This is a genomic window from Arthrobacter sp. FW306-2-2C-D06B (assembly GCF_021789175.1).
Lineage (GTDB): Bacteria > Actinomycetota > Actinomycetes > Actinomycetales > Micrococcaceae > Arthrobacter.
The window spans coordinates 517,000-534,748 of sequence record NZ_CP084560.1; the positions used below are offsets into that span (position 1 = coordinate 517,000).

A 17,749-nucleotide genomic window follows, 5' to 3' on the forward strand; every position below is an offset into this window, starting at 1 on the left:
CGTTTCCGGTTTTGGCCCGATAGGTGAGCGAGCGTGCGGACCGAAGGGCTTGTTTGTGAGCGGGCGTTTAGGGTTGAGGGATGCCGTCGTTTCAGACCAAGTTGAAGATCACCGGGCTCAAGCCAGGCAATCCGCCTGAGTCCGTCATGGCCGCTGCGCTTGAGGCCCTGGAAACGCGTCATCATGTCGAATCCAATCAGCTGGACATTGTTGGTGGCGTCGCCCAGATCAGCCTCCGCTTCCTGGTGGAGCCGCGCGACTACCCGGGTGAGAACAGCGAGGCGCGAGCGTCGGCAGCCATGATGCGCGACGCCGTCGAACGCGTAGCGCTCACTGGGAACCTTTATGTTCTGCGCCGCAAGCGGGGGAAATGGTCGCCGGTTTGAGCCCGACGTCGGGACGCGCCTACAGGTGCGGCGGCTCGCCCGGCTCGTCCACCGGCGAGCGGTCGCCCCGGCGACGCGTGACAATGACGCCCACCACGACGCCGATCAGCAGCCCCACGCCGACGCCGATCAGTGAGCTCGCCCAGAACGGAAGCTTCGTCGTCGAGCCCGTAAAGTAACCCAGCCCCGTCTGCCACGTGGCCCACAACAGCCCGCCCAGGCCAGCGCAGAGGCTGAAGCCACGGGAGGAAACCTCGGCGATCCCGGAAGCAGCGGACGCAGCAAGCCGCCCGCCAGGGATGAACCGGGCGCCGATGATCGCGCCATAGGTGGAGGAGCGCCCGGCCCTGGCGATGGCCCTGTGAATGCCCTGATGGACTTTGCGGCCCCAGGCCCAGCGGTCCAGGACATGTCCCAGGCGGCGCTTGAATAGTTGGAAAACGATCATGTCGCCCAGCCAAGAGGCGACGGCGGCCATCAAACCCACCAGCCACAGGTTGACCCGGCCCTCGGCGGCCAGCGCGCCACCGGTAATCACCAGCATCTCGGACGGGATGGGCGGGAAGATCGCGTCGCCGACCACCATGGGGATGATCCAGACATAGATCGCGGCTCCCCAGCCTTCGGCGGTGGTGATGTCCATGGGCACAAAGTACCCCACTTTGGTGCATCTGCCGGAGTGTCGTGCAAGACTGGCGCCATGCGGCTCGAAATCCTGCAAGGTGACATCACCACGCGCGACGTCGATGCGATCGTCAACGCTGCCAACTCGTCGTTGATGGGTGGCGGGGGAGTGGACGGCGCGATCCATCGCGCGGCGGGCAGGGAGCTCCTGGCCGCGTGCATGGAGGTGCGCGAGCGGTACCCGCACGGACTGCCGGTGGGCCAAGCAGTGGCCACCCCCGGGTTCAAATTGCCTGCCCGATGGGTGATCCACACCGTTGGCCCCAACAGGCACGCGGGCCAGAACGATCCGGAACTGCTGGCGTCGTGTTTCCGTGAAAGCCTGAAAGTGGCAGTGTGCCTTGGGGCCAGTTCCGTTGCGTTCCCCGCAATCAGCGCGGGTGTCTACGGCTGGGACGCGCGCGATGTCGCAACGGTAGCGCTCGACGCCGTCAGCCGGTTCGACGCCGAAGGCTCCAGTGGGCTGGAACTCGTCGAATTCGTGCTGTTCAGCGCCGAGACGACGGAGGTGTTCCGGAGCGTGTTCGGGCCTTCGGAAGAATGAGGGAAGCCGCGGGCTTTCGCGGGTGGCGTCAGGCGGACTGCGCCTCAAGCACGGACTTCAACTGCCCCAGTTGTCCGACTTCCGACTCCATGGTCTTCGTGATCATCGACCCCATGAGTTTCATGAAGCCCTTGGGCTGGAGATCCAAGGCAAAGCGTACGGTCGTGCTCCCGTTGTTCTCGTCCAGCGTGAAGGATCCTGTTGGGCGGGCGGGGCCGGCGATGACCTGGAAATCGAGTCGTTTGCCCGGCTGGGCTGCGATGATCTCGTAGTCGCCGGCGATCGTCCGGCCGCCTGGGCCAGCCATCGTCTGGGAGTACACGGCACCTTTGTTCCCTGCTTCTCCGCTTGCGAGGGAGACGGTCTTCACGGCCGGACGCCACAGCTTATTGTTCAGTCCGTCCGCCAGGAAGGCGTAGACGTCGTTTGCGGGGCGGTTGATCGAGACTTCGTTTTCAGCGTGGGCCATCTGGTTCCTTTTCGCGAGACCGAACACCGCCCGCGGTCAGCGAGCCGGCAAAACTGAGCATATACGCCCGGTCCCGTTCGCGACGGGGAACCGGAGCGTTTGTTTCGCCGCCCCGGTGTTGGAAACCCACTCCTTACCGGACGCTCGCTCACTTGTGACGCCCTTTTGCCCAGCGCTCCTGCGGATACGGCCTCAAGACGGACGTGTTCCTCAATCTTGGTGAGCGAGGGATTGGGGGAAACCCGGTATTGGTGAGCGGGCGTCCCGGGAAAGCCCCCATAGGTGAGCGAGCGTCAGGCGGGGTGGGCTTCGCTCAACTCGAGTCGGCTCCGGTATTCCACGGGCTGCTTGCTGATGGGGTCAACGAATCGGATGCCGCGCGCCAGCAACTGCAGGGGCTTGGAGTAGTCGTCCGGGGCCTTGTCCAGGAGGTCGGGGTAGAACGCGTCGTTCACGATTCCCAGCCCGAGCGAGGCCATATGCACGCGAAGCTGGTGGGTCTTGCCGGTGTGGGGCTCAAGCCGATACAGCGCCCGGCGAGCCACACCGCCGTCGTGAGTGCCGCCGTCGAACGTTCTCAGCAGCTCAATGCGGGTTTCCGCGTTGGGTTCGCCGTCGATGACCTCGGCGAGAAGGTAGCTGCGGGATTTGGTCATGCGGTTGCGTACGACGGCGGGGAAGCCGACCGCGGGAAAGCCTGCGGCGGGTGCCGCGGCGGAGACGCACTCGTACTCCTTTTGCACCTGCCGTTTTTCGAAGAGCACCTGGTACTTGCCGCGGGTCTCCGGGTTGGTGGAGAGCAGCAACACTCCGGCGGTCATGCGGTCGAGCCGGTGCATCGGGATGAGGTCCGGCAGGTCGAGCTGGTTCCGGAGCCGGACGAGCGCGGATTCCTGGATGTAGGTCCCGCCCGGGGTGGTCGGCAGGAAGTGGGGCTTGTCGACCACCAGGAGGTGATCGTCCTGGTGCAGGATGTTGATCTCCACCGGCATGCGGGTCTCCGGCGGGAGGGTGCGGTAGTACCAAATGAAGGTGTGTTCTTCGAGGGGGGTGCCGCGGTCAAGGGGCGCGCCGCCTTCGCCGACGATTTCGCCGGCGTCGAACCTGTCCTCGATGCCTTGGGGGTCGATATGGCCCCAGCGGTGCATCATGTAGTCCATTGCGGTGTCCCAAGGCCCCTCGTCCGGGAGGCGCAGACGGGTGGCGTTGACGCCGTCGCGCACTGGAAGGGGGGATTGCATCACCGGTCTATTCTACCGGGGCCGCAACAAGGGCGGCCCAGGGGCCCAAACACCTAGTACGTTGTGCCGCCCGGCAAGATGACAGGCTTGATGGGCTGCTGGTTGAAGTCGAAGTCGTTCACCAAGTTGCCGAGCTGGGAGTTGTCCTCACGGACGCCGGGCCGGGGATCCGGCCGCCCGTCCGTGGCCGGGTCGAGGCGTTGGCCGTGGAGGAAGTCGTCTTCGATGAACTTGGCGTAGGCGTCGTGGCTGAGGATTTGGTGGTCGATGTTGCCCTGTTTGGCGTAGGGGCTGATGACGATTCCCGGGACCCGGAGGCCGTAGCCGTTTTGGTCCACGGTGGGCGGGGTGACGTGGTCGTAAAAACCGCCCCAGTCATCCCACGAGAGGAAAATGGCGGTGCTGTTCCAGGCAGGGCCTGACATGACGGCATTTATCAGCCCCGTGACGTAGGCCTGCCCGGTGCTGATCAGCGCCGGAGGGTGTTCGCTGACCGCTCCGGTGGGGTCGATCCAGCTCACAGCGGGCAATGTGCCCTTCTTGGCGGCGGCGTAGAAGTTGGTGAGGGACTGGATGTTGCCTAGCTGGCCGTCCTGCTTGACGGTGTCGAAGTAGGGCAGTGGATTCCAGATGCCCGGCGTCTTCGCGTTCTGGGCTACGGGAGCGCAGGACATGGCTGCGTCGTCTTGGCAATCGGGCTCTGTGCCGTTGAAGACGTAGTAGGCCCAGGGCACGTTCTGTTTGTGCAGCAGGTAGGTCAGATCGGTCCAGGCGTAGTCAGGGGGAGCAAGTAATTTGGCGGCGGCGAGCAGCTTTTGTTTGAGCGCTTCGGGGAGGGTTGCTTTGTCGATCGCGGTCTGGCAACTCGCATAGGAATCCGAGCCGGCGCAGTTTTCCATGATGAGGGCGTGCAGTTGAGCGGCAATGTCCGGGGTGATCCCCGCTGCGGCGAGTGCGTCCTGGCAGGCCTTGTTTTGCAGGCCGGCCCGGCATTTGCCGATGAGGGTGGACTGGACCGAGGTGGTGAAGTCCGGCGGGCTGCCTGGATTCTGGAGGGCGTTCACGCAGGATTGCGGGTCGCCCGCGCGGCTGCATTTGGCCGACCATTCCGAGACCATGTACAGGTGCTCGGGCAGGCTCCATGAGGCGTTGGGTTCGAACATGTGGTCCTGCAACGTGAAGTCTTTGGCATACGCCCAATAGTTGGGCAGGTCACGGGCATCGTGGTAGCCCATCACGTCGCTTTGGTTGCCGCCCGCGCAGGCTGGGGCGTTCGGTGGGCAGTTGGTCGAGGCTTTCTCGGCTTGCGCGATGAAGCCGTCCATTTTCCCGCCGTTGATGTCCGCCGCGGCATTGCTCTGGCTGTGCGGGCCACCGGAGTTCCGGTCGGCGGGGTCGTAGTACGGTTTCACGCACGAGCCGTGGGCCGGATCGGGAACGCACACCGCGGGGGAGCCGTTCTGCATCGGTATTCCGTCAGCTCCGGGGAACGTCCCGAAGTAGCTGTCGAACGAACGGTTTTCCTGCATGATGACGATGACGTGCTGGATCTTAGAGATCCCCGGATCCACGGGCCCAGCACCGCTTGCCCCCGCACCGGCCACCACTAGCGTCCGGGACCAGGAGGCGCCGAGAAAGACGGCGGTGCCCACAAGCGCGATAACCGCGGCAATGGACAACGCGGCAAGGCCAGGGCGCCGTGAGGCCCAAGCCCGAATCCGCCCCCTGCGACGCCTGGGTGGCCGATTGGCTTCGGACCCAGCGGGCGGACTATTGAAACTCATCTTGCACCTCACGGACAGTGATACCCGCAGGGTACTCCTTCGCTAACCGCAGCGGTACAGGCCGGCGGGGCGCCCCCTAGCCGTGTCCCCAATTCACCCGACGATAAAAAAGTTCTTGACAATAAAAGTTGTCGGCAGGCACAATGGAGACATGTTGGACATCGAAGTGATCGAGGACCCCGCCGCGGCGGAAGCGTCGCTGGACCCGATCCGCACCCGCATTCTTCAGGAGCTTGTCGAGCCCGGTTCCGCTACCCAGCTGGCGGTGAAAGTGGGCCTGCCCCGGCAGAAAGTCAACTACCATCTCAAGGCCCTTGAGCGCCACGGGCTCGTCGAGCTCGTGGAGGAACGGAAGAAGGGCAACGTCACCGAACGCGTTTTGCGCGCGACGGCGGCGTCGTACCTGATCTCGCCGGTGGCGCTTGCATCCGTGGCGCCGGATCCCCGACGCTTCTCGGACCGCTTTTCCGCCTTCTGGCTCCTTGCCCTCGCGGCCCGGACGGTCCAGGAGATGGGCAAGTTGATAGCGGGCGCGGCCGCAGCCAAGAAGACGCTTGCAAGTTTCGCGATCGACGGCGAAATCACCTTCCGATCGGCGTCGGACCGTGCCGCTTTTGCCGAGGAACTCGGCGTAGCGGTGACCCGGCTCGTGGACAAGTACCACGACGGCGGAGGTTCCGCGGCGGCGAGCGGCGCACGCAAGCACCGGCTCGTCGTCGTACTTCATCCCGCACTCAAGACAAACACGCAGCACTCTCCAGAAAAGGAACAGGACAATGACTGACAACCGTGAATTCGAAATCGTGGCCGACACCGAACTGCCCGGCACTCCTGAGCGGGTCTGGCAGGCTGTCACCAAGGACACCTCGGCCTGGATGTTCCCCACCGACCAGTGGCCGGCCGTGAAGACCGTGGACGAATACCCCAGCCACCTGGTGACCCGGATGGACGGGCCGGACGGCTGGTTCAACCAGCTCGAGCACGTACTCGAACCGCTCGACGGCGGCCGTGCCAAGCTGCACTATGTCCACAGCGGTATCTTCGCGGACAACTGGGAGGGGCAGTACGACGGCGCCAGCAAGCACACTGAGTTCTACCTGCACACCCTGGGCCAGTACCTTCAGTACTTCGACGGCAAGCCTGTAGTCTTCACCGACATTCAGGGCCCGGCGGCCTCGCAGACGCCCGACGGTTTCGTGCAATTGAAGAAGGCCCTCGGCGTGGATGGCGTCGCACATGGTTCGACTGTTGAGGTGGACGTCGACGGCGTGGGGCGGCTGAGCGGGGAGCTCGACTTCTCCAACCAGCACTTCCTGGGCCTGCGGACGGCCGACACCCTCTACCGCTTCTTCGGCCGTAACTCCTTCGGAGCCCCCGTGGGCATGACGGTGCACGATTTCAGCGGCAGCGGCGATTCCGAACTGACTGCCAAGGCCTGGGGCGGGTTCCTGGAGAAGGTGTACGCCTAACCCCCCGGCCCACCCAACTGACTCGCACTTGTTGTCGTTTTGAGCCCTCTAAACGACAACAAGTGCGAGTCAGTTGGGCAGGGGTCAGTTGGGTTGGGGGAGGTGAAGCCGGCTCAGGCTGCCCAGCCGCGCGCCACGGCATCCAACGATGCGGCGTAGATCCCCTCCCAGTCCGTTCCGGGGTCGTCCATGTTCGCCAATTCCAGGCTCACCAGTCCGTGGACCTGTCCCCAAATGGACATGGCGATCGTGCTGGCCTCGGTATCTCGGACCGTCCCCGTTTTCTGCGCGGCGGCCACCGCTTCCATGAGGGGAAGCATGGCTTCCGAGGCGACTGCCGGCGTCGGGCTGCAGTCCACATAGCTGGCAAGTGCGCCGCCAAACATGAGCCTATACAAGGCCGGATGTTCCACTGCCCAGGAGCGGTAGGCGAGGCCCAGGCCTCGAAGTCCGCCGCTTTCGGCGAGCCGCTGCGAATCGCCGAAGGAACGGAATCCGTCGTCGACGGCGGCCGTCAGCAACTGGGCCTTTCCGCCGAAAAGTGAGTAGATCGCGGTGGTTGAGGTCTGGGCGGCTGAGGCAACGTCCCGGAGCGTAACCCGCGCGGGGCCATCCCGGTCGACGAGTTCTGCCGTCACCTGAAGAAGCCGCTGCCGGACGAGCTGGTCGTGAACGATGGGTCTTGCCATGTCTCCAAGTGTTTCATAACATTGTTTCATAACAATGTTATGAAACTCGATAAACGGAACTTGAGCTACCGTTCCCAGACCGAAGGATTCACATGGCACAGGAAATCTTCCCTGGACGCTTCACGGCTGACATCGGGCGCGAGTCGGTGACGGTATTCCTTATCGGAATGCGGGCCAATCGGTGGTGGAAGATCGGCAACGTGGCGCGCGTGGCCTCGGCGATGCCCACCATGCTCCGTCATCTCGCCGAGCATCCCGAGTCCGGGATGCTCGGCTGCGAACAGTGGTTCGGGCGCACCACCATGTTGCTCAGCTATTGGGAGAGTCCAGAGCATCTAAGGCGCTTCGCGGCGGACAGGGATTCGCCGCATTTGGGGCCCTGGCGACGTTTCATGAAGGAAGTCTCGGGAAGCGGAGACATTGGCGTGTGGCACGAAACCTATCAGGTGCCGGCGTCGGGAATTGAAGTGGTCTACAACGGCATGCCGCAGTTTGGCCTGGCCAGAGCCACCTCGCATGTCCCGATCGGGCCCGGCACCAACACCGCCAAGCAGCGCATGGGTGCCGGGCGACCCAACTGACTCGCATTTGTTGTCGTTCTGAGGCCTCAAAACGACAACAAATGCGAGCTAGTTGGGTGGGGGAGCGGCGGTTTAGGCGCGCTACGCGATGGCGGCGGCTTCCTGGGGTGCCTTCAAGGTCCTGCGGAGCTGCGGCGACGCGTCGATCCGGGCTTGGGCGTCGCGCAGTGCCAGCACCGCCGTCTCAAGCTGGGCCGGCGCGAGGGTGTACGGGACGCGCATGAAGTGCTCGAAAGCGCCCCCGACGCCGAAACGCGGCCCAGCCGCCAGCCGCACGCCGAAGTCCGGGGCGACGACGGTGAGCGCCGTACTCGACGGCGTGGGCAACCTGCACCATGCTGTGAGTCCGCCGCGTGGACGTTCCACATGCCAATCGGGCAGGTGCTCGGCCAGGAGACCAAGGAGCGCTTCCCGGTTCCGCCGCAGCTCCGCGAGCCTGGCGTCCAGAGGTTCGGTGAAGGCCCGGAGCAGTCGAGCCGCAGCCAATTGCTCGACGATGGGCCCGCCCAGATCCATCGTGGTCCGGGTCTGCACGAAGCGGCTGATCAGGTCCTCTTCAGCGCGGATCCATCCGGTCCTGAGCCCTGCCCAATGCGACTTGCTGAGCGAACCGATGGTCACCACCGCCGGACTGAACGCCGCGAGCGGCGAGGTGCTGACGTCGTCGAGGTTCAGCTCGCGCAACGTTTCATCCACCACCAGGACAGTGCCCGTCCCTGCCGCGTCGCGGACCAGGCGGCGGCGCTGAAGGTTGGACATGATCCGCCCAGTGGGGTTGTGGAAATCGGGCACGAGGTAAGCCATGGCCGGACGTTGGTGGCGCATTGCCGCGACCATGGCATCGATATCCCAGCCGCCCGACGCCGGTTCCGCGCTACCGCCCGACGTCGGCTCCGCGGCAGGCGGCATGGGCACGGGAACCGTGCGGGAGCCGGAAGCGCGGATTGCGTCGAGCGCGTTGGGGTAGCTGGGGTGCTCCACGAGGACTTTCTGTTGCCGCCCGGCGAGGGTCTTCAAGATGATGTTCAGCGCGTGCTGCGCCCCCGAAGTCACCAGTATCTGCGCGGCCGTCGTGGGAATGCCGGCTGCGGTATAGCGGTCCGCGATGGCTTCCCGGAGGGGCGGGAGGCCGACCGCGTCGTAGCCAAAGCCGGGCAGCAGTGCCGGGAGGTCAATCAACGCATCAGCGAAAGCCCGGTGCACCACCTCGCCCGTGGCCGGCAGTGAAGCATAGGCGAGGTCAAGAACTCCGTCCGGGATGGCCAGTCCCGGTCCGCTGACGGGAACCGTCCGGTGCGGAATGCCCGTCCTGCCCCTGCTGCCCTGGCCGCCGCTGAGGAATCCTTGCTCGCGCAGGCTGGCGTACGCTGCGGTGACGGTGGTCCGGCTGACCCCCAGGGTGACGGCAAGCGCGCGCTCGCTGGGCAGTGCGACGTCGAGCGGGATACGCCCGTCCATCACCAAAAGGCGTACGACGTCGGCAAGCTCGCGATAGGCGGGAGCGGCGCCAGTGTTCCATGGACCGAGGAGACGCGCCATGGCTGTGGGGTTCAGGGATCCGGGCATAAGACCAGTATCGCAAACTGGCTATGGAATGCAATGCCAGTTTTAGGGAGCATGGTTTCATGATGACCCGCAGAATCACCCAGCTCCTGATCGGCCTCGCAATGTATGGGATCTCCCTGGCCATGTTCATCCGGGCCGGCCTTGGCCTGGATCCCTGGGATGTGTTCCACCAGGGCGTCGCGGGGAAGATCGGGTGGAGCATCGGCACGGTCGTGGTGGTTGTCAGCTTCCTGGTCCTGCTCCTCTGGATCCCACTGCGGCAGATGCCCGGCTTCGGAACCCTCGCCAACGCGGTGCTGGTGGGTGTCTTCGCGGACATCGGCCTGGCGCTGATCCCCGCGTTCTCGCACCTGGGTGGCCAGATCGCCATGCTCGCCGGCGCCGTAGTCCTCAACGGCATCGCCTCCGCGTGCTACATCGGAGCACGACTTGGCCCGGGTGCCCGCGACGGACTCATGACGGGACTTGCCCGCCGCACGGGCTGGTCCGTGCGCTTGTCCCGCACGTTGATCGAGGTTGTCGTGCTCGGTGTGGGTTGGCTGCTGGGTGGATCTGTCGGCGTGGGAACCGTGGTCTACGCGCTTGCGATTGGGCCTGTGGTTCAGCTGTTGCTGCCCCTGTTCACGGTTCCGGTCAAGGCTCCCAAGGCCGCCCCCGAAGTGGTGCCTGCCGCCCCGTGACGCGGATTTGTCCCGGCGTCGCGCAAATTCCTTGGTGACACCTGAATCCGGGCGTCGCCAGGCCGTCTTCGCGTCTCATATCCATTCCACGTCGCCGGACAAATCCAGCATCAAAGGGCGGGCTGGCACTTCGGGCAGAAGTAGATGGTCCGCTCTTCCAACCCCGACGCCGGTCCCAGCGCCCCACGGCGAATGGGCGTAGCGCAGCGAAGGCACGGCTGGTGCTCGCGGCCGTATACCCAAAAGCCGGAGCGGGGAGTCCCACGGACTCCAGGGAACGCGGTGCCGCGCGTGACCCTTCGCCCCGGTCCTAAGTTGGCTTCGAGCAGGACCTTGGCTTCCCCGAGCATCCGTGTCAGGTCCTTCACAGCCGACACAGGCGAGGCCGGATGCACCCCAGCCAGGAAACACGCCTCGCACCGGTAGATATTGCCAATCCCGGCGAGGTTCCGCTGGTCCAATAGTGCGACGCCGATCGGGGTGTCAGCCGCGGCCCGTAGGCGACGAACGGCCTCTTCCGCGTCCCAGTCGGGCCCGAGCAGATCCGGGCCAAGGTGCCCTACTACGCGGGACTCGTCCGGGGTAGGGATCACTTCCAAAATTCCCAAGGAGAAACCGACGACGTCGGCCGTCGCCGTGCGGAGGACGCACCTGGCCGTGTGGCCGGGTTTCCTCCAGCGGCCGCCGGGGGCATAGATCTGCCAGCTTCCCTCCATTTTCAAGTGCGAATGGATGGTCAGGGCGCGCCGGGTCCGTCCGGCATGCGCCGAACCGGCATGCGCCGAACCGGCCGCCGCCGAACCGGCCTCGTCCGGCGAAGCCGCCGCGGCGCTACCGCCCTCCGCCGGCTCCAGCAAGCGCATCAGCAAGTGCTTTCCGCGTGGCACCACCTCGGACACGGTCCATCCGGCAAGGTTCAGCGTGGCAAACCTGGGCACCCGGAAGTCCGAGGAGACCAGCGTCTGCCCGGCAAGGGCACGGTGCAGCTCTGCGGCAGCCCGCCAGATCGAGTCGCCTTCAGGCACGGATCCGCAATCCCTTCGGCGTGGAATACGCCCCGGCAGCCGCCAGGGCAGACGCCACGGGGGTGTCCAGGAGGTCATGGCCGTTGACCTTTTCCATGATCAATTTGTCGACGGCTCCCCGGCGCACTACGCCTACGAGCGCCGCAGCGGCAGCCGCGAGAACGGCTTCGTCATGGCTGAAAGTGAGCAAGGTCTTCCCACCGCGTTCGACGTACAAAACCAATGCCCCGTCGACCATCACCACCAGGGCCCCCGCCTTCCGCCCCGGACGGTGACCCGATCCGGCGTCGACTGCCAACGCGGGCCACGGGAGGGCCGCGCCGTACGGGTTGGCGGGATCCGTTGAGGCCAGGGCCAAGGCGACAGGCTCGGCCTTGGCGAGTTGGGCATCCTCCGTGAATGAGCGCAAACGGTCCACAGTCGCTGGCACGGCAAACTGGGCGGCTCCGAGGTGCTCGATGAAGTAGCCGCGGCGGCACCGCCCGGCTTCTTCGAGGCGCGCGAGGACCTTGTACATCAGCCCGAATCCGCCCACGATGTTCTCCACCATGACGGAGCCGCGGGTCACGACGCCGTACCTGTCGAGGAGGAGTTCGGCGGTGCCGCGTGCGTGGATCGTGGGGTCGAGCTCAGGAGCCGGCAATGCCGACCAGCGTCCAACGGCGAGCGGGGGAGTCGGAGCTGTTCCGCTGACCGAGCCGTAGCGTCCGCCCGTGAGCCCGGGCGATCCCATCAAGCCCGTGCCGTGCGAGCGGCCGAGCCTGCTCATGCGCAGGGACCTGGCCCGCGGTGGCCGGGCTGGCTGTTTGTGTGCCGTGCGACCGCCCGCAATCATGGCACGGATCGGGGCGAAGGTGTCGCCCGTGATGCGCCCGGCCCAGACGAGGTCCCACAGGGCGGCCACCACGGCGTCATCGCTGAGGACAGCATCCATGCCGCCCGCAACCTCGGTGAGTTGCCGGAAGAAATAGGCGCCCCCGCCGGTCTGCAGGTATTCCAGAAGGCGGAGTTGGGCATCGCCGGGCACGAAATCAGGGTCCGGGTTGAGGGTCAGTTCCGCGGCTTCGGCCACATGGAGGCTGATCCATCCGTCGTTCCCGGGCAACGACCCGGCTCCGGACCACAAGACTTCGCCCGCGGCCATGAGCTCGTCCAACATGGCTGGCTGGTAGTCGGAGATCCGGCTGGCCAGCACCAAAGGCTCCCAGGCTGACGCCGGAACAGGCACGCCGGAGAGCTGATCGACGGCGGTCATGATGCCGTCGAGCCCCCGCAGTGCCGGGGCACCCCTGCCTCCAGAAGAACCAGGGCGGCCGGCAGGAGGCACGGACACGTTTTGCCAGGCGGGCAGGAACCGGCCGTAGGCAGCAGCGTCCACCGGCTCCACTTCGGCGCGCAGCGCGGCCAGCGAACGACGCCGGAGCTTGCGTAGCACCTCGGAATCGCACCATTCGCTACCAAACGGCACTCCGTGGAGCGGGACAGCCGGGGGTTCCGGCGCCTCCAACAACTCCGCCGCCGCATCGGGGACCGTGTCCGGCGCACTCGGGTGCGGCCGGAACTCGCCTTCAACCACGCGGCCGTCTGCCGCCAGGCGCTTCAGCGCGGTGCCCACGACGGCGACACCCAGTCCCAGCCTCGCCGCAGCTTCCTCGGCCGTGAATGGTCCGTGGGTTCGTGCATAACGGGAGACCAGATCCCCGAGCGGATCGTGGACGGGTTCGATGAAGGCGAGCGGCACTCCCATGGGCAGCGGAACGCCGATGGCATCCCGGAGCCGGGCCGCATCCTCGATGGCCGCGAATCGTTTCACGCCGCTGAGGGTCACTGTGAGGGCGCGATTGGCCTTGCGCAACGCGGCCAGATGCGACTCAGCCAGATGCGATCCGGCCGCCAGCTGCATCGCCGCAGGATCGGGGGAGGCTTCGGCCCCTTCGGGCTGCAAGCGGGCAGCCACTTCTTCGACGCTCAAGGGGCCGAGCAGGCGCAGCAAGTCCGCGACGCCTTCCATGCCACGGACCCGACGGTCCGGTGCCAGCCGCTGGAGCTCGAGCTCGGTGGCCTCAATGACCTTCGCGTCCAGGAGTTCGCGCAGTTCCACCCTGCCCAAAAGCTCGTTGAGGAGCGTGGAGTCGAGGGCCAAAGCGGCGGCCCTGCGTTCGGCGAGCGGGGAATCGCCCTCGTACAGGTACTGGGCCACGTATCCAAAGAGCAACGACTTGGCGAAGGGTGAGGGCTGCTGCGTGGTGGTCTGCACCAGGCGCAGTTCCCGGCGCTCGATCGAGGCGGCAATGTCTTTCAGGGCCGGAAGGTCGTAGACGTCCTGCAGGCATTCGCGCACAGTTTCGAGCACGATGGGGAAGGAAGGGTATTTCTTGGCGACATCCAGCAACTGCGCCGAGCGTTGCCGCTGCTGCCAAAGGGGCTGCCTTTTCCCAGGATTCTGCCGCGGCAACAACAGCGCACGGGCGGCACACTCGCGGAAGCGGGAGGCGAACAAGGCACTGCCGCCAACCTCCGCGGTCACGATCTGCTCGAGCTCCTCCGGATCGAACAGGAACAGCTCAGCCCCGGGGGGTTCGTCCTCCATCATCGGCACCCGCAGCACGATGCCGTCGTCGGCGGCCATGGCGGAACCGTCCAGCCCGTAGCGCTGCTGGAGCCGCTGCCCGACGGCGAGGGCCCACGGTGCGTGGACCGGCATGCCGAAGGGGCTGTGCAGGACGACCCGCCAGTCGCCGAGTTCGTCGTGAAACCGTTCGACGACGAGTGTCCGGTCATTGGGGACGACTTCCGTGGCCTGCTTCTGTTCGCCCAGATACTGGAGCAGGTTGCCGGCGGCGAAGTCGTCCAGCCCGCTGGCCTTGCAGCGTTCCAGCGCCGGACCTTGGTCCGAAGCGGAAAGTTCACGCACGAATGCTCCGAGTGCGCGGCCGAGATCAACCGGCCGGCCCAGGGAATCGCCTTTCCAGAAGGGGAGTTTTCCAGGCTGGCCGAAGGCCGGCGAGACAAGGACGCGGTCGTGCGTGATGTCCTCGATTTTCCAGCTGGTGGCACCCAGGGCGAAGATGTCCCCGACGCGTGATTCGTAGACCATCTCTTCGTCGAGCTCACCGACGCGTCGGCCGCCTTTGGCAGCGCGCGACGCCGGACTGGGCTCCTGTGCGGACGCCGCACCGTTCTGGCCGGAGCCAGGAGCAGAGCCAGAACCGGAGCCTTCGGTCTCGGTGCCGATGATGTAAACGCCGAAGAGCCCGCGGTCGGGGATGGTTCCGCCCGAGGTCACGGCAAGGCGCTGTGCTCCCGGACGGCCTTCGATGGTGCCGGCGTTCCGGTCCCAGATGATGCGTGGCCGGAGTTCGGCGAATTCGTCCGAAGGATACCGTCCGGCCAGGAGGTCCAAGGTGGCTTCGAAAGCGGAGCGGGGCAGCGTGGCGAACGGGGCGGAGCGGCGCACGGTAGTGAACCACTCCTCGACATCGATGCTTCCCAGTGCGGTGGCCGCGACCGTTTGTTGGGCGAGGATGTCCAGGGGGTTGGCGGGTACATGGAGGCGTTCGATCTTTCCGCTTAGCATCCGCTCGACGGTGATGGCGGTGTGGACGAGGTCTGCCCGGTGCTTGGGGAAGAGCACGCCTTCGGAAATCTCACCCACCTGGTGGCCGGCGCGGCCAACCCGTTGCAGTCCGCTGGCCACCGACGGCGGCGACTCGACCTGCACCACAAGGTCCACGGCACCCATGTCAATGCCGAGTTCCAGGGATGACGTGGCTACAACGCAGCGCAGCCGGCCGGATTTGAGGTCGTCTTCGATGAGTGCACGCTGGTCCTTGGACACGGAACCATGGTGCGCGCGGGCCAGGACCGGATCGGCGCCGCTGGTGCTCCCCGCCTGGGCCATCATGTGCGCCGGTGTCGCCGTCGAGGACGGCAGCCCCGAGGAACCCGGCCCCGAGTCCGCCACCGAATCCGCCGCGGCAGAAAACACCTCCACGGCCATGAGCTGGCGCTCCGCGTAGATCTCGTTCAGCCGGGCCGTGAGTCGCTCCGCGAGGCGCCGGGAGTTGGCAAACACAATGGTGGACTGCTTCGACAACACAAGATCAACGATCTTCTCCTCGACATGCGGCCAAATGGATGCTTGCGGCTGGAGCCCGGAGGCCGGCCCGGAATCGAAGGCGCCCGCCGCTCCTGCCAGGTCCGACATGTCCTCCACAGGAACGCTGACGCTGAGGTTCCAGTTCTTGTGCGACGGCGGCGCGACGATTTCCACGGGTGCCGAGCCCGCGAGAAACTGCGCGACCAGCTCGCGCGGCTCCACGGTGGCCGAGAGACCGATCCGTTGGGCGGGCTTCGGCAGCAACGCGTCAAGCCGTTCCAATGACACCGCGAGGTGCGCGCCACGCTTGGTACCTGCAACTGCGTGGACCTCGTCGACGATGACGGTGTCCACTTCGCTGAGCGTCTCCCGGGCTTTGGACGTCAGCATGAGGAACAAGGACTCGGGCGTGGTGATGAGGATGTCCGGCGGGTGGCTGAGCAGCGCGCGGCGGTCCGCCGTCGTCGTATCTCCTGAGCGCACGCTGACGCTCACAAGCGGGGCCGGCAACCCGAGCCGTTTTGCGGTCTGGGTGATGCCGATCAGCGGCGAGCGGAGGTTCCGTTCGACGTCGACGCCGAGTGCTTTGAGGGGCGAGATGTACAGGACGCGGGTCTTGCGCTTGGGGGCTTTGGCACGGGCGCGGCCGCTAGTTTCCTCAAGACCCGGAAGGGCGTCCGGCGAAGCAGCCGGCGACACGGACAAGAGCCGGTCCAGCGCCCACAGGAATGCCGCGAGCGTCTTGCCGGAACCGGTGGGTGCCACCACCAGGGCGTGCGATCCGGAAGAAATGGCTTTCCACGCACCGTCCTGGGCAGGTGTGGGCGCGGAGAAAGCGCCGAGGAACCACTCGCGCGTGGCACGGCTGAAGCGGTCCATGGCTGTATTGCCAGGACCACCCGGTAGCTCCTGCTCCTGCATTCCTCCATCATGCCTCACGGCACTGACACAATCAGGAACAGCGCAGGATACGGCTCAGGCGCTAAACCCGCCTACCCCGCCTGGAACGCCTGGACGCTCAGGAGGTTGATATTGGTGTTGCTGCAGGCCGTGCGCTGCTGCGGGATGAACAGCGAGGCGGTGTCCTCGGGTGGGTAGACCCGGAAGCCGGCGGCAGGGGCCTGGGTGCATTCGGGGTAGTTGCCGGCCTGGGTGTAGCGGAGCTGGGCGAAACCGGCCTTCCCCGGAGCGAGAACCACTTGTGTCACAGGCTGGGAGTCGTCGCGCGCGGCGGCCGCGCCGATCGGATCGCCCGTGGGTCCAGACGTGAGCGAGACGCCCGGGAAGCCATTGAGGACGCAGGGTTCCGTGCCGGAGTTGGTCAGGATGAGTTTCATGTAGACGCTGCCTGCGGCTCCGCCGCCTGTGGAGTCGACAGAAGCTGTCAGCGAGCCCGCCTTGCAGAGAGCGACGCCGGATGCCGTCGTCCCGGTGCTTGTTGGGGTGGAGCTACCGCTGGAGGTCGGAGTCCCCGAGGCCGAGGCCGACGGTGACGACGAAGCCGAAGCCGTGTCACTGGGTACGGCTGAGCCCGAGGGCTGGGCCTGGCTTTGGAAACAGCCGGAGAGCAGGAATACCGAGGCTGCTGCCATGGTGAGCAGGAGACCGTTCTTGACTCGCATATTCGTCATGCGCACAGCTTTTCGTCGTCATTTGCCGGAGTCAACTGCGGCGCGGCACCGGCGCCGGATTGGCGCCCGGATCGTAATGTTCCGGACGCCGACCCGGCGGACCCGTTACTTGGACACTGAAGCCTTCGCGGAACGGTTGCGGAAGAAGGCCGCACCGCCTAGCCCGAGCCCTGCCAAACCGGCGATCAGCCCGGCCCAGCTGCGCGCCTGTGAGCCGTCGTCGGTCACGGAAGCTGCCTGCTCCGTGGAGATTGACGCCGCCATGTGACCATCAGCCGCGGCCGCGCCCGCGGCTGTGACTGCCACCGACGGAGCCGGAGCCTTCAGCGAGTGCGGGTCCTGGCCGTCTTTCGGGATTTCAGCCCAGTTTGTCTGTCCTTGCTCGCAGTTCTGGAGCGTGGGGAAGTAGAGGGTCTTGCCAGCGGTGTCGGGCAGCTTCACGGACAGGACCAGTGCGTCGCGCAAGTGCGGGTCCAGCGGGGCCTTGGCCGTGTAGACGATCTGGCTGGTGCGTTTGGTGATCGATGTGCCGTCGGCCAGTTTCTTGGGTTCGGGCAGCGTCTGCGTCACCTTCTCGACCGTCCAGTTGGGGTTCACCGTAGGCGTGGCGTCCGTCAGTTCCTCGGGCAGGTTGATGGTCAGCTTGGTGGTGCCCGAGGTGTCGCAGCCATGCGGGACGCCGAACGTCAGCAGGGCGTACGAGTTGGCCGTGGTCTTGTCCGGGTTGATGGAGACGTGCGCAGATGCGCCTGCGAGCCCGGCCATCATCAGTGCGGCGGTGCCGCCGGCGATTGCGGTAGCGGAGAGGGCACGGCGGAGTGAGGACTTGTTCATTGTTGTTGCCTTTCAACGGGCGCGCGAAAGCGCGCCAAAGTACGGGAAGGTGCCCGTCACCAGTTGA

The 17,749-nt window shown here is 65.9% G+C and carries 16 protein-coding genes; 6 read left to right on the top strand and 10 right to left on the bottom strand.

From position 1 onward, the window contains the following. Positions 1-80 precede the first annotated feature (80 nt). Entirely contained in the window at positions 81-386 is a 306-nt protein-coding gene (locus LFT47_RS02615) for a hypothetical protein (RefSeq protein WP_059388561.1), read from the top strand. Positions 387-405: 19 nt separating this feature from the next. On the opposite strand, the gene LFT47_RS02620 is transcribed toward LFT47_RS02615, so the two are convergent. Beyond that, on the bottom strand, positions 406-1,029 hold the full coding sequence (locus LFT47_RS02620) for a DedA family protein (RefSeq protein ID WP_236814916.1): 624 nt from the start codon (positions 1,027-1,029) through the stop codon (positions 406-408). A 57-nt stretch (positions 1,030-1,086) separates the two neighbouring features. On the opposite strand from LFT47_RS02620, the gene LFT47_RS02625 reads away from it, so the two are divergent. Beyond that, positions 1,087-1,614 carry an O-acetyl-ADP-ribose deacetylase gene (locus LFT47_RS02625; RefSeq protein WP_236814918.1) on the top strand — a complete coding sequence of 176 codons (528 nt, stop codon included), beginning with the start codon at positions 1,087-1,089 and terminating at the stop codon, positions 1,612-1,614. Positions 1,615-1,642: 28 nt separating this feature from the next. On the opposite strand, the gene LFT47_RS02630 is transcribed toward LFT47_RS02625, so the two are convergent. The 3 genes from LFT47_RS02630 to LFT47_RS02640 form a co-directional block, all read right to left on the bottom strand. Beyond that, the gene (locus LFT47_RS02630; RefSeq protein WP_236814919.1) at positions 1,643-2,083 is read right to left on the bottom strand and encodes an SRPBCC family protein; all 441 of its coding nucleotides are present in this window, start codon (positions 2,081-2,083) and stop codon (positions 1,643-1,645) included. A 293-nt stretch (positions 2,084-2,376) separates the two neighbouring features. Further along, entirely contained in the window at positions 2,377-3,324 is a 948-nt protein-coding gene (locus LFT47_RS02635; protein ID WP_236818282.1) for an RluA family pseudouridine synthase, read from the bottom strand. A gap of 53 nt (positions 3,325-3,377) precedes the next feature. Further along, on the bottom strand, positions 3,378-5,003 hold the full coding sequence (locus LFT47_RS02640) for an alkaline phosphatase family protein (RefSeq protein ID WP_236814921.1): 1,626 nt from the start codon (positions 5,001-5,003) through the stop codon (positions 3,378-3,380). A 256-nt stretch (positions 5,004-5,259) separates the two neighbouring features. On the opposite strand from LFT47_RS02640, the gene LFT47_RS02645 reads away from it, so the two are divergent. Together LFT47_RS02645 and LFT47_RS02650 are read left to right on the top strand one after the other, a co-directional pair. Further along, positions 5,260-5,892 (top strand): winged helix-turn-helix domain-containing protein, encoded by a 633-nt coding sequence (locus tag LFT47_RS02645; protein WP_236814922.1) that lies wholly within the window; start codon positions 5,260-5,262, stop codon positions 5,890-5,892. Beyond that, entirely contained in the window at positions 5,885-6,577 is a 693-nt protein-coding gene (locus tag LFT47_RS02650) for an SRPBCC family protein (protein WP_236814923.1), read from the top strand. The genes LFT47_RS02645 and LFT47_RS02650 overlap by 8 nt, the downstream gene beginning before the upstream one ends. A gap of 113 nt (positions 6,578-6,690) precedes the next feature. Here LFT47_RS02650 and LFT47_RS02655 read toward each other — a convergent pair whose 3' ends face one another. Continuing rightward, a complete protein-coding gene (locus LFT47_RS02655; protein WP_236814925.1) occupies positions 6,691-7,266 on the bottom strand; it encodes a TetR/AcrR family transcriptional regulator in 576 nt (191 codons plus the stop codon). Between the two features lie 92 nt (positions 7,267-7,358). On the opposite strand from LFT47_RS02655, the gene LFT47_RS02660 reads away from it, so the two are divergent. After that, on the top strand, positions 7,359-7,847 hold the full coding sequence (locus tag LFT47_RS02660; protein ID WP_236814927.1) for a DUF4188 domain-containing protein: 489 nt from the start codon (positions 7,359-7,361) through the stop codon (positions 7,845-7,847). Positions 7,848-7,928: 81 nt separating this feature from the next. Here the strand turns inward: LFT47_RS02660 and yczR are convergent, their stop codons facing one another. Next, positions 7,929-9,413, bottom strand: coding sequence for a MocR-like transcription factor YczR (gene yczR, locus LFT47_RS02665; protein ID WP_236814929.1), 1,485 nt, complete (start codon positions 9,411-9,413; stop codon positions 7,929-7,931). A gap of 59 nt (positions 9,414-9,472) precedes the next feature. Here yczR and yczE point away from each other — a divergent pair, with 59 nt between their 5' ends. Beyond that, positions 9,473-10,093 carry a membrane protein YczE gene (gene yczE, locus LFT47_RS02670; RefSeq protein ID WP_236814931.1) on the top strand — a complete coding sequence of 207 codons (621 nt, stop codon included), beginning with the start codon at positions 9,473-9,475 and terminating at the stop codon, positions 10,091-10,093. A gap of 110 nt (positions 10,094-10,203) precedes the next feature. Here the strand turns inward: yczE and LFT47_RS02675 are convergent, their stop codons facing one another. The 4 genes from LFT47_RS02675 to LFT47_RS02690 form a co-directional block, all read right to left on the bottom strand. Next, positions 10,204-11,118 carry an Fpg/Nei family DNA glycosylase gene (locus LFT47_RS02675; RefSeq protein WP_236814933.1) on the bottom strand — a complete coding sequence of 305 codons (915 nt, stop codon included), beginning with the start codon at positions 11,116-11,118 and terminating at the stop codon, positions 10,204-10,206. Then, positions 11,111-16,138 carry a DNA glycosylase AlkZ-like family protein gene (locus tag LFT47_RS02680; protein WP_236814935.1) on the bottom strand — a complete coding sequence of 1,676 codons (5,028 nt, stop codon included), beginning with the start codon at positions 16,136-16,138 and terminating at the stop codon, positions 11,111-11,113. Before LFT47_RS02680 ends, LFT47_RS02675 begins: the two co-directional genes overlap by 8 nt. Before the next feature lie 71 nt (positions 16,139-16,209). After that, a complete protein-coding gene (locus LFT47_RS02685; protein WP_236814937.1) occupies positions 16,210-16,848 on the bottom strand; it encodes a DUF4232 domain-containing protein in 639 nt (212 codons plus the stop codon). Positions 16,849-16,953: 105 nt separating this feature from the next. Next, entirely contained in the window at positions 16,954-17,682 is a 729-nt protein-coding gene (locus LFT47_RS02690; RefSeq protein WP_236814939.1) for a YcnI family copper-binding membrane protein, read from the bottom strand. Positions 17,683-17,749 lie beyond the last annotated feature (67 nt).